Raw genomic sequence first — 13,052 nt, forward strand, 5'->3', positions numbered from 1 at the left:
AAACCAGACCTATATAATATTACTTAAATTCTGTTATCTAACAGAGTTATATCAGTTTAAATAGTTTAAACTATTTAGCGTCAACTTCTGACATGTGGATCATTAAGTCGATTAACTTGTTTGAATAACCCCATTCGTTGTCATACCAAGAAACTAACTTAACGAAGTTTCCGTTTAATGATATACCAGCTTCTGCATCGAATATAGAAGTTCTCTTGTCATGGATGAAGTCAGTTGAAACAACTGCATCTTCAGTGTATCCAAGAATACCCTTTAATTCATTTTCTGAAGCCTTCTTAACAGCTGCCTTTATTTCTTCATAAGTAGCTGCTTTTTCTAATCTACAAGTTAAGTCAACAACTGAAACGTCGATTGTTGGTACTCTGAATGACATACCAGTTAATTTTCCGTTTAATTCAGGTATAACTTTACCTACTGCTTTAGCAGCACCAGTTGATGAAGGGATGATGTTAGCAGCTGCAGCTCTTCCACCTCTCCAATCCTTGTTTGAAGGACCATCAACAGTCTTTTGAGTAGCTGTAGTTGAATGAACTGTAGTCATTAAACCTTCAACTAAACCAAAGTTGTCGTTTATAACCTTTGCTAAAGGAGCAAGACAGTTTGTAGTACATGATGCATTTGATACAACAGTCATATCCTTAGTGTACTTGTCATTGTTAACTCCCATAACGAACATTGGAGCGTCTGCTGATGGAGCTGATATAGCAACCTTCTTAGCGCCGCCTTTGAAGTGAGCTGAAGCCTTTTCTACAGTTGTGAAAACACCTGTACATTCAGCAACGTATTCAGCACCAGCTGAAGCCCAAGCTATGTTTGCAGGATCTTTTTCAGCAAATACTTTTATAGTTTGTCCATTAACTACTAGGGCATTGTTTGCCTTGTCTACTGAAACTTCACCTTCGAATTTTCCATGAACTGAATCGTAAGTTAACATGTATACCATGTAATCTAAGTCGATGAATGGATCGTTTATTGCCTTAACTTCTACATTCTTGTTGTCAAGAGCTGCTCTAAAAGCAAGACGTCCTATTCTTCCAAAACCATTGATACCTATTTTTACCATTTGAACTACCTCCTAAAAACTTTTTATATAAAATATTATTTAAAATATTTATAACAAATTTATTTACAAATTAATAATGTTTCAACTTATTAAAGTTATTATGTAATTAAAGTTTAAAACATTTTAAATTTGTAATCCATATTAGCATAGAACAATAAATAAACTACAGAACTAAAGTTAATGGTCACTTTACGTCCCAGTTATGTTTTTTACGTCCCACATTCATATTATAAGATACTTAATAGAATTTTTAAATAGTAAATTAAAAAAAAATGTAAAAAAATTATTAAAGTCGCCTCACTTGGAATATTAAGTAATAAAACTTAATGCCAAATTAGTGAAAAATAAATTAAGTCTAATGCAAAAACCTATAGTTATATTTCTTCTTTAGCAAAAAAATTATACGCTTTTCTTTATTATTTCAACTATTTTTTCTGCTGCACCTTCATCAGTTATGAGCACACCATTTTCTTTGTTTAACTCTGTAGCAAGTATAGCTTCTACTTTATCTTTCCCCCCAGCTACTGCAATATGAGTGGAAATCTTATTTACATCATTTATATTTATTCCAAGGGTTTGATTTACACTTACAATCTTAGCTTCCTTATTAAAATAAAATCCAAAAGCCTCTCCAACAGCACCTAAGCTTTTAAGTCTATCAAACTGTTCTTGTGATAATCCTCTTTTAAGAGCCATTTTGTCAGCTCTACCTATACCATATATAAGTATATCCGCCCTATGTATAGTATCTATAACATCTTTAATTTCCCTTTCTTGAATAAGAGTTTCTAAAATCTCTTCACTCAAGTTTTCTGGAACATGAAGCATCTTATAGCTTCCATTTAGTCTTTCAGCTAGTCTTGCAGCAAGAGTATTAGCCTGAGTTTCAACTTTTTTACCCATTCCTCCCCTAGCTGGAACAACCATTATATTATGTGTGTTGTTTATCTTAGGAAAGTTGTCTATTACTTCTTTTACTGTACTGCCTCCTGTTATGGCAATTATATTATCACTTTTTATTATGGATTTTGCATAGTTAGCTGCTGCTTTCCCTAATTCTTTTATTATGGTATGATCAGTGTCCATATCTCCTGGAACAACTATAACCTTCTTAGTACCTAAGGATTTTCTTATAAATTCCTCTACATCTGACAGCCCTTTTATTTCATGGATAAAGTCTTTTAAATTCTCTAATATCTCTTCTCCATCTTTCGTTACGGTCATACCTGGAGTATTTATTTCTATGAGCCCTTGAGACTTTAAAAAATTTATCTCTGTTCTCACTACTCTTTCCCCTAAGCTTAACATATTTGCTAATATTCTTCTTCCTATTGGTTGGTTATAGTATATTGCCCTTAATATGCTATATCTTTTCTCTAGTAAATCCACTAGTTCAGGCACTATCATTTTTTGTAGTTTTAATATTTCTTGCAAGATAAACACTCCTTCGGTCACCTAACGTCCCACTAAATACTTTAATGTCCCACAAATAATATTATAAACCAAGGTATTATGATTTTAAAGTTGATTCAGAAAATATTTACCAAAAATATTACTACAAATCCTCTTAATTTTTTTCAAATAGTTATATGCATTAAATTTGGTAAAATTCAAACATTAGACAATAATGCATATATAAAAAGCAAAAACATCACTATAAATATTAAAGATTAATTGCTTAATACATTAGTGATGCCTTAATTATACTAATATTATTGAATATAAAGATATTCATTTTTAATTTAAAATCTTTTTCTTTTGCTAGAGGATTTAATTCCTATTTCTTCTCTATATTTTGCTACAGTTCTTCTAGAAATATTCATTCCTCTATTATTTAATTCATCGCATATAACTTGATCAGAAAATGGTTTCTTTTTATCCTCACCATCAACAAGTTCTTTAATAGCTTTTTTAATGTTAATAACAGCTAAATCTTCATTATTTCCTTCTGTTTGTATACCAGTGGTAAATAAATCCTTAATTTTCACAGTACCTCTAGCTATCAAAATATATTTTTCTTTAACAGCTCTACTAATAGTTGATTCATGCATATCAAGCTCTTCTGCAATTTCCTTCAAGGTCATAGGTTTTAGATATTGTTCACCTTTTTCAAAATAACCTTTTTGCTTTTCAACTATCTTTTCTAAAACCTTATGTAATGTACTTTTTCTTTGCTCAATGCTTTTAATCAAGAACATAGCACTATCTATTTTCTCTTTTACGTAGCTCTCCGCATCCTTGTCCTTGCTTTGATATATAATTTCCTTATATAAAGGATTTATAGTAAGGCTAGGTAAAACCTTCTCATTCATTATTATGATAAATTCATCATTTAGCTTTCTTATCTCAGCATCTGGTATTATAAACCTTTCCTCATCTCCAGTATAAAAACCTCTTGACGGCTTTGGCTCCAAAGTTTTAATTAAATCTCCATATCTTTGAGCATCTTGTACACTTATAGAAAACTTCTTAGCAATAATATTGTATTTATTTTCAGCTATATCCTCTAAGTGTTCGTTTACAATACTATCCAAAATATCATCTAACATACCCTTTTTCATGAGTTGCAACTTAAGACATTCTTTTAAGTCCCTTGCTCCTATACCAACAGGTTCAAGATTTTGTACCACAGCTAAAGCATCCTCTGCCAAATCCAAAGATATATTTATCTCTTTACTTAGGGATTCTAAACTAATATCAAGATACCCTCTTCCATCTATACTTTCTACTATATAATCACATATATTCTTCAAGTATTCGTCTATATTTAAGATTAGTATTTGTTCATGAAGATAATCCTTTAGAGATTTCTTTGATGAAATAAACATAAACGGCGATACTTCTTCGTCATAGCTGGAAGAAGTTTGAGAACCATAGTTATCAAACTCCAAGTATTTTATTATTTCTTTGTAATCTATTCTATCATTTACCTCAGTCTTTTCTTGGTAATTATTATTATACTCTGCTTCTAGAACAGGATTTTCTGAATACTCCTTTTCAATGTACTGAACTAAATCTACGTTAGACATTTGAAGTATTTTTATTGAAAGCTGCATTTTTTGAGTTAAAATCAGCCTTTGTTCTTGGGTTAATTTAAACGATAACTCCATCCCCATATAAATACCTCTTCACTATATTATATAAATGTACAACTTTATTATTTAATTTTATTTTAAAATCACAAAAATAACAAGTATGAACAAAAGGTGAACCAAGATAAATTTATATAATACTTATTTTTTGTCTATATTTAATATTATTATTGAAATTAAGTGGTTATGAAGAAGATGCTATATGAGTGAGCTCATTAAAACATCATATTACCAAACCACTTAATCTAAATAGGGTATTTTACCTTCTACTCTATATTGGGTGGAGCAAATTCTCTTGCTTCTTCCATTCTTGTTGGAACCTTAAACTTACCACTAACTATCTCACTCTTATATTTTTCTGCAAGACTTATTATATCCTTAGGCGTATTATTGGCGGTTGACTTTGCTATCTCTATACCTTCTCCAGAAAGCCCAAGCTTAACCACGTTGTTTTCTCCGCCTCTAAACTTTCCTTCTATGCTTTCTTTGCAAGCCTGGTAGGAGACCTTATCTAAATTCTTAACCATTGAGGATAAAATAACATCTGTATATTTTTCATAAAGCTCTCCTTGATCCACATCATTTCCTATAGCCCATTTTTTACTTTCTTTTGCAGCCTTAAAAACACCTTCTCCTGCAGTTCCTGCTGCATGGAATATAATATCACAATCTCTATCATAAAGTTCTTTTGCTAAAGAATATGCTTTATCTTTATCGGTAAAAGTTCCTACATATCTTACATTCTTTTTACTAATGATAGCTTCAAAAGCTGACGGATTGACAGCTTTAACTCCGCAAGCAAACCCAACTTCAAAACTTTCGGATATAGGTGTTTCAGCTCCTCCTATAAAACCGACTTTATTTGTCTTAGTCATCTTCCCTGCAATTATACCCATTAAAAACGCGCCTTCCTCATTATTAAAGGTTACGGACTTCACATTGGGTACATCAACAAGAGCGTCAATTATAACAAAGTTCTTATCACTTTTATTTTTTGCAGCCCTAGTAATAGCATCTACCATCAAATATCCTACACCAAAAGTTAAATCACTTTCCTTAGCGGCAGTATCTATACTTTTTTGAAAATCATCCTTACTTTTGGATTCTACTATATTTGTAGAAACACCAAATTGCTTCGAAGCCTTTTCAACACCTTCACATACAGCTTGATTGAATGATCTATCCTTTGTACCTGCCTCATCAGTTATTAAGGATATTTTTGTTTTTGACTTACTACTTCCTTCTTTGGATGAGGCTTCTTTCTTGCTACTACAGCCAGCTAGCATACTAGATATTACAATCATAACTATAATAGAATTAAATATCTTATTTTTCATATTTCCCCCTCCAAACTAGATGCTTTATTTAACCTTAAGATAAATAACTTCGCCCTTGAACTACAAATAAGTCACATATCAAAACCTAGTATTATTATGTCCAATTTTATATTGAAGTGCTTTATCTATATACATATAATTTATAACAATATCAATTTATTATTCTAGTAAATTAGTTGAATTATTATGTAATTTAATTAACCTATACCCATTTTATGGTATAATATTATGAAGGAAAATTTCAAATCATATATAATACATATCAAATAACTTTGATTGTTATCTATGTTTAAAATTTTCGTTTAAAATACTTGGTTATGCAGGAAATGCTATATTATTAGCCATTAAAATCAGTACAATTACATAAAATAAATTTCAAAGGAGGTATTAATATTGAACAAAAAATTTAAATATTTTATTCCAATTCTAGTATTACTAATTCCTATGTTTATTATAGGTTGCTCAAAGGAAGAAAAACCTTCTGATGCCTTTAATAAATTCAAGACCGCTCTAAGTAAAAAAGACTATAAAGGTATGTACGCAATGTTGGATGATAAATCCAAATCCTACATAACAGAAAAAGACTTCACTGATAAATACAATAATATATACAGTAGCCTGGAAAGTAATAATATAACTGCCACCGCAAAAGATTTGTCCACTGCTGACAAGGAAAAAAAGGACTCACTTAACATTCCATTTAATCTATCCATGGATAGCAGTTTTGGAAAGTTAGTCATCGATAGTTACAACCTTCCATTAGTGAAATCCTCTGATAAAAAGGATAAAGATAACTTATGGAAAATACAGTGGAGTGAAAAACTCATATTTCCTCAGATGGAGAAAGGTGAAAAAGTAAAAATTCAAAGGCTAACTGCTCAAAGAGGTGAAATAGCAGACAGATCACAAATAAAATTAGCTTATAACGACAAGGTAGCCTCACTTGGTATTCACCCTAAGAAGTTTCTTCCAACTAAAGATGCCAGTGTTCAAGCTCTTGCTTCTATTCTCGACTTAAGTCCAGATTTTATAAATAGTAAAATTAAGGATGCTGATAAAAAGTTAGATGAATTTGTTCCAATTGTTGATGTATCCCTTGACGAAAAAGATAAGCTTTCAAAAGCTACGGATATAGCTGGAGTAAAGTATATTGAAAAGGCTTCAAGGGTTTATAATGGTGGCGAAGCAATTGGCTCTCTAATTGGTTATGTTGGATCTATTACTTCAGAAGAGTTAGAAAAAAACAAAAAGGATGGTTATGGTATTTCTAGTTCTATCGGAAAAGCAGGATTAGAACAAATTTTCGAAAAAAGGTTAAAAGGACAGGATGGACTAAAGCTTTATATTAGTAGAAAAGTAGAAAATAAAGACACAGAAGTTGTAATCACAAAGAAAGATCCTGTACCTGGAGAAAACATAAAACTCTCTATAGATCTACCACTTCAACAAAAAGTTTATACTGAAATGAGCGGCCAAAAAGGTGCCTCTTCAGCAATAGATCCAAAAACTGGAGAAGTTCTTTCCCTTGTAAGCTCACCATCTTATGATCCTAATGTATTTGTCACATATAAAACAAATACCATTAAGACTAAATTTGATGCTTCATGGAAAGATATGTCCGATAGTAGATTTAACAACTCCTATGCACCAGGATCAATATTTAAGCTTGTTACTGCATCCATAGGACTTAATAACAAAATAATTGACCCAAATGAAACCTTAGACATAAAAGGTACAAGCTGGCAAAAAGATAGCTCCTGGGGAGGTAAGAAGATAACAACTATGGTTGACCCAGGTAAGCCTATAAACTTAAGAGATGCTTTAATATACTCCCACAATATTTACTTTGCACAGCAAGCCTTAAAGATAGGCACTGATAAATTTGTTGAAGGCGCTAAAGCCTTCGGTATTGGAGAAGACTTTCCTTTTTCATACCCTATGGCTAAAAATCAAATAGCTAATAATAATACTATTAAAAATGAAGAACTTTTAGCTGATACAGGTTATGGTCAAGGTGAGCTACTTATAACTCCATTACAAGCCGCATTTTTATACAGTCCCGTAGTGAATGATGGTAACATTATGACTCCTATCTTAGAATTAAACGACAAGGATAAACCAAAAGTATGGAAGGAAGGAGCTATTAAAAAGGAGAATATCTCTATTTTAAAGGATGATCTTGTTGCTGTTGTAAACAGTCCTTCAGCTACAGCTAGTCTTGCTAAGATAGACGGAGCAAATATAGGAGGAAAAACTGGTACTGCTGAGCTTAAAACCACCCAAGATGACCCTAACGCTAAAGAAAACTCTTGGTTCGTAGGAATGAATATGGATAATCCAAAAATAGTAGTTTCTATGATAATGGAAGATGCAAAATCCATAGGTGGCACAAAGTATCTAGTACCAAAAGTAAAAAACATCCTAAGCTACTCTATAGCTTCTAAATAAATGGATGGATGAAATAAAAAAATCTCTAAAGCGATTTTCTTTAGAGATTTTTTTTTGCGCATCTGCCTAACCTATCTTTGACCTTTTTGGTAAGGAACACCATCTGCTGCTGGTGCTTGAGTCTTACCAACAAATCCTGCTAGCGCTATCATTGTTATTATATATGGGAATACTGAGTATATTTCTGTTGGCAGGTTTAGTCCTAGAAGCTGTGACTTTAACTGGAACGCATCTGCAAAGCTGAATAACAAACAAGCAAGTAAAGTTCCCTTTGGCTTCCAGTTACCGAATATTACTGCTGCTAATGCTATAAATCCTTTACCAGACACCATACCATCTCTGTATAGTGGTGTAGTTCCAAGGGATAAAGCTGCTCCACCAAGACCTGCAAGCATTCCTGATAGCACAACACATATATATCTTACCTTATATACGTTTATTCCTAGAGTATCTGCTGCCTTTGGATGCTCTCCAACAGCTCTTATTCTTAAGCCCCATGGAGTCTTATAAAGTACAAAGTGAGCAATAAATACAGCTATGACCGCTGCGTAAACAAACCAGTTTAAATCTCCTACAAACTTACCTAATACAGGCATATTTCTTAATGCTTTTGGTATATTATAAGCTAAACCAGTAACTCCATCTGTTTGTCCGCCCTTTCCAAAAAGCTTAAAGATAAGGAAAGCCGCTAAGGCTTGAGCGAAAAGATTTATAGCTGTACCTGATATTACTTGGTCTGCTTTTAGATTTATACTTAAGAAAGCATGGATTAGAGCTATAGCTCCTCCTGCAATCAGGGCAAATAGCACCCCTACTAGAGCGCTTCCTGTAAGGAAGGACCCGTATACTCCAAAGAAGGCTCCCATGATCATCATACCTTCAAGTCCTATATTTACAACTCCTGATCTTTCTGAAAAACTCCACCAAGACCTGCAAATATTAAAGGAGTAGCAAGAGCTAGAGTTGAGGATAACAGTTCCATTATTATATTTATACTAGCCATTGATCATCGCCCCCTTCTTCTTCTTTTCTGCAAAGTACTTAACAATATAGTCTGTTGCTACAAAGATTATTATTATTGATTGTATAAGGTAAACTATTTCCTTTGGTATACCATTTAGCTGTAGCACCTTTGAACTGCTGTTTAAAGCTCCGAAAAGTACTGCTGCAAAGATACATCCTATCGGATGGCTTTTCGCAAGAAGAGCTACTGCCATACCTGTAAATCCATAACCAGGAAGAGTACTAAAATCATCTGTGTAGTACTTACCACCAGCTAAGTGAACTGCTCCACCAAGCCCTGCTATAGCTCCTGATATAACCATTGCAAGAACTATGTTCTTTGAGATGTTTATTCCGCCATATTCAGCTCCCTGTGGATTCAAGCCTACTGCTCTAAGCTCATAACCTATAGTAGTCTTCCATAAAAGCCAAGTTATAAGTATTGCCACTGCTATTCCGATAAATACACCGATATTTGCTTGATAGTCTGGTATGAATCTAGCAAGCCTTGCACTTTCTTTTATTAATGGAGATGCAGACTTTCCTTTAACGCCAAAGGAAGTTCTAAGGATTATAAAGTTTGCAACATACATTGATATATAGTTCATCATGATCGAGTTAATAACTTCATTGGTTCCCATCTTTGCCTTAAGATATCCTGGTACTGCCGCCCAAAGGCCTCCTGCCAATATACCAGATATCAAGATTAGAGGAATATGGATAAAGGCTGGTAGTCCTGGTATAACACCTACTAGAGCTGCTGCAAGTGTACCAATTACGAATTGACCTTCTCCTCCTATGTTAAACAAACCTGTTTTGAAAGCTACTGCGTTAGCCACACCGGTAAATAAAAGTGGTGTTAAGTAGAAGATAGTATTGAATACATTCATCTCACTACCGAAGGATCCCTTCCATATGGTTCTAAAAAGGTCGCCTAACGCCGTAAAGTAATCTAATATTGAGTATCCCTTTGCCCATATTACGAAAAATCCTGAAATGAATATAGAAAAAACTATAGCTGCTAGTGGGAATAAAATAGGTTTTACTATTGCAAATAATTTATTTTCTTTATTCGTTGATGCCGTTTTACTCAAGACCCTTCACCTCTTTCTTATCATCCTTAAGACTACCACCAGCCATAAGTATTCCAAGCTTTAGCTCTGTAGCATCTTTTCTATCTACTATATCTAATATTTGTCCATCATACATTACTGCTATTCTATCAGATAAAGACATAACTTCATCAAGCTCTAAGGAAACTAGAAGCACTGCTTTTCCATTATCTCTTTCCTTTATTATTCTCTTATGAATATACTCTATAGCTCCAACGTCAAGACCTCTTGTTGGCTGACATACTATTAGAAGTTCTGGATCTTTTGAGATCTCTCTAGCTACTATAAGCTTTTGTTGATTTCCTCCTGATAGGGCAGAAGCCATAACCTCATCATTTGGTGTTCTTACGTCAAACTCTTCTATAAGCTTGTTGCAATGTTTTCTAACTTCATTGTAGTTTAATACTACCCCTTTGCTAAAAGGTTTAGTTCTATGAATTCCTAAAATGGAATTTTCAAATAATGAATATTTAAGTATTAGTCCTCTTTTATGTCTATCTTCTGGAACATGTCCTACTCCAGATTCCATAACCATTCTTGGTGACTTATTAAATATATCCTTACCATTTATAGTTATTTTTCCACTAGTCGCTTTTCTAAGACCAGTTAAAGCTTCTATAAACTCTGACTGACCATTACCATCTACCCCTGCTATACCAACTACTTCACCAGCATGCACTGTAAGGTTAAGGTTCTTAACTACAGCAATTTTTCTATTGTCATTGGCATTTAAGTTTTCTATCTTAAGGATTTCACGACCAACCTTCGCTTCATCCTTGTCTACTACAAGATTTACTTTTCTTCCTACCATTAGCTCCGCTAATTGGTCGATATTAGTGTCCTTTGTATTAACAGTACCTGTTACTTTACCTCTTCTTATTATAGTTACTCTGTCACTCATCTTCATAACTTCTTTAAGCTTATGAGTGATAAGAATTACTGACTTACCTTGTGCCTTTAGATTGTCTATAATAACTCCAAGTTCATCAATTTCTTGAGGTGTTAAAACTGCTGTTGGTTCATCAAGTATTAATATGTCTGCTCCTCTGTATAGAGCTTTTAGTATCTCTACCTTTTGCTGCTTACCAACGGTTATATCTTCTATCACTTCATTAGGATCTATATTGAAACCATACTTACTTGCAATAGCTTTAACATCTTCTATTGCCTTCTTCATATCTACCTTTAAGCCTTTTTTAGGCTCTATACCTAAAACTATGTTTTCTGCAACTGTAAAATTGTGAACAAGCATAAAATGTTGATGTACCATACCAATTCCTAGCTTTATAGCATCATTAGGGTTAGTTATCTTAGCAAGCTGTCCATTTACGTATATTTCACCCTTTTCTTGTTGGTACAAACCATATAGTATGTTCATTAAAGTGGTCTTTCCAGCGCCATTTTCTCCAAGCAAAACATGAGTTTCACTTTTATTAAGATCAAAATTAACATTATCGTTGGCTACAGTCCCTGGGAATATTTTGGTTATGCCCTTCATTTCTACCACTTTTGTCACTGTTAATACCTCCTAAATTAAACTTGGAAATAGTCTTTAAATCTTTAAAAAAGCTAGATGTAGCAACATCTAGCTCTTATTAATATCTAGAAAATATTTAATTATTGTACAGCAGCTGGTGAGAAGCTCTTAACATCAGCTGGCTTTGTTGGAACTACTATCTTACCATCTTTTACAGCTGCTTGATATTTAGCTACTAAATCAAGAACATCTTTAGGAGTATTCTTGCTTGAAGTACCAGCTATATCAATTCCGCCTTCTTTTAATCCAAGTTCTACAGTACCACCCTTAAATGAGTTATTTACTATATCTTTACCTGCTTGGTATGTTGCAAAGTCAACCTTCTTTATCATAGAAGAAAGTATTATATCAGCATATTGAGGAAGTGTAACCGCTTGGTCCATATCAACTCCGATAGCCCAAACCTTTTTACCATTCTTATTTGCTTCTTGAACTGCTTGGAACATACCTTCTCCAGCACCACCTGCTGCATGGTATATTACTGTACAACCAGCATTTATTAAGTTCTTAGCTGCTTCTTTTCCTTTTGCAGCATCAGTAAAGCTATCTACATATTGAACTGTCTTTCTTCCGATTAAATCTTCAGCAGCAGTTGGGTTAACAGCTTTAACTCCAGCTGCAAAACCTGCTTCGAATTTTTGAATAAGTTCTTGGTCTTTTCCACCAACGAAACCTACTTTACCAGTTCCAGCCATCTTACCAGCTATTATTCCCATTAGGAATGAACCGTCTTGTTCTTTAAATAGTATTGATCTTACGTTTGAAGCATCAACAGCAGAATCTACTATAGCAAAGTTTGTATCTTTATGCTTTTTAGCAGCATTTGTAACAGCATCCGACATTTGGAATCCAACTCCAACAACTAGGTTAGAACCTTCTGATACCAATGCATCTAAGTTTGATTCATAATCATCCTTAGACTTTGATTCAACAGCTTTATAAGTAAAATTAAGTTCTGATGCAGCTTTCTTTAATCCAGTATCAGCTGCTTGGTTAAAGGACTTATCATTTAAACCACCTTCATCAGTTGAAAGACCAACCATTACCTTCTTAGTAGAAGATGAATTGTCAGTAGTTGACTTATTGTCATTTGACTTGCTAGCACAACCAGCGAATAGGGTTGCTACAACAGCTACAGATGCCATAGCAGCAATTAATTTTTTCTTGTTCATTACAGATCCCTCCTAATATTTATATATTGTTTGGTTACAAACATATAACCAACCATTTGCTTATTAAAATTAGAATTATGAAACCGAAAATAAAATATGTAACCACTTTCCTATCAGACAACAGATATGCATTTATTTAAGTATAAAAAAAGGTCTGTTATAAATACAAATAATTAATATATACATGTCCTAAAAGTGATATTTTAAAACCTAGTAAATAATTGTATATAACAAACACCCTTAAATGCTACCTAAAACCATTAACTGG

At 33.2% G+C, this 13,052-nt stretch carries 8 protein-coding genes and 1 pseudogene; 1 reads left to right on the plus strand and 8 read right to left on the minus strand.

Going from position 1 to position 13,052, the window contains the following annotated elements; all coding sequences use genetic code 11:
* Positions 1-70: 70 nt before the first annotated feature.
* The 4 genes from gap to C1I91_RS24750 form a co-directional block, all read right to left on the minus strand.
* The gene (gene gap, locus C1I91_RS24735; protein ID WP_128215299.1) at positions 71-1,084 is read right to left on the minus strand and encodes a type I glyceraldehyde-3-phosphate dehydrogenase; all 1,014 of its coding nucleotides are present in this window, start codon (positions 1,082-1,084) and stop codon (positions 71-73) included.
* Between the two features lie 399 nt (positions 1,085-1,483).
* Complete coding sequence (locus tag C1I91_RS24740; protein ID WP_128215300.1) at positions 1,484-2,518, minus strand: sugar-binding transcriptional regulator; 1,035 nt, start codon at positions 2,516-2,518, stop codon at positions 1,484-1,486.
* Positions 2,519-2,826: 308 nt separating this feature from the next.
* The gene (gene rpoN / locus C1I91_RS24745) at positions 2,827-4,194 is read right to left on the minus strand and encodes an RNA polymerase factor sigma-54 (RefSeq protein WP_205694354.1); all 1,368 of its coding nucleotides are present in this window, start codon (positions 4,192-4,194) and stop codon (positions 2,827-2,829) included.
* Positions 4,195-4,442: 248 nt separating this feature from the next.
* Complete coding sequence (locus C1I91_RS24750; RefSeq protein ID WP_128215302.1) at positions 4,443-5,513, minus strand: BMP family ABC transporter substrate-binding protein; 1,071 nt, start codon at positions 5,511-5,513, stop codon at positions 4,443-4,445.
* Positions 5,514-5,906: 393 nt separating this feature from the next.
* Here C1I91_RS24750 and C1I91_RS24755 point away from each other — a divergent pair, with 393 nt between their 5' ends.
* Positions 5,907-7,961 (plus strand): penicillin-binding transpeptidase domain-containing protein, encoded by a 2,055-nt coding sequence (locus C1I91_RS24755; RefSeq protein ID WP_128215303.1) that lies wholly within the window; start codon positions 5,907-5,909, stop codon positions 7,959-7,961.
* 71 nt (positions 7,962-8,032) lie between these two features.
* On the opposite strand, the pseudogene C1I91_RS24760 reads toward C1I91_RS24755, so the two are convergent.
* The 4 genes and pseudogenes from C1I91_RS24760 to C1I91_RS24775 all read right to left on the minus strand — a co-directional run bounded on the left by C1I91_RS24760 (position 8,033) and on the right by C1I91_RS24775 (position 12,784).
* Positions 8,033-8,964, minus strand: a pseudogene (locus tag C1I91_RS24760) (ABC transporter permease).
* On the minus strand, positions 8,957-10,057 hold the full coding sequence (locus C1I91_RS24765; RefSeq protein WP_128215304.1) for an ABC transporter permease: 1,101 nt from the start codon (positions 10,055-10,057) through the stop codon (positions 8,957-8,959). Before C1I91_RS24765 ends, C1I91_RS24760 begins: the two are co-directional and overlap by 8 nt.
* On the minus strand, positions 10,050-11,591 hold the full coding sequence (locus tag C1I91_RS24770) for an ABC transporter ATP-binding protein (RefSeq protein WP_128215305.1): 1,542 nt from the start codon (positions 11,589-11,591) through the stop codon (positions 10,050-10,052). Before C1I91_RS24770 ends, C1I91_RS24765 begins: the two co-directional genes overlap by 8 nt.
* Positions 11,592-11,692: 101 nt before the next feature.
* On the minus strand, positions 11,693-12,784 hold the full coding sequence (locus tag C1I91_RS24775; protein ID WP_128215306.1) for a BMP family lipoprotein: 1,092 nt from the start codon (positions 12,782-12,784) through the stop codon (positions 11,693-11,695).
* Positions 12,785-13,052: the final 268 nt, after the last annotated feature.

Source organism: Clostridium manihotivorum (assembly GCF_004015185.1).
In the GTDB taxonomy this organism is placed as follows: Bacteria; Bacillota; Clostridia; order Clostridiales; family Clostridiaceae; genus Clostridium_AR; species Clostridium_AR manihotivorum.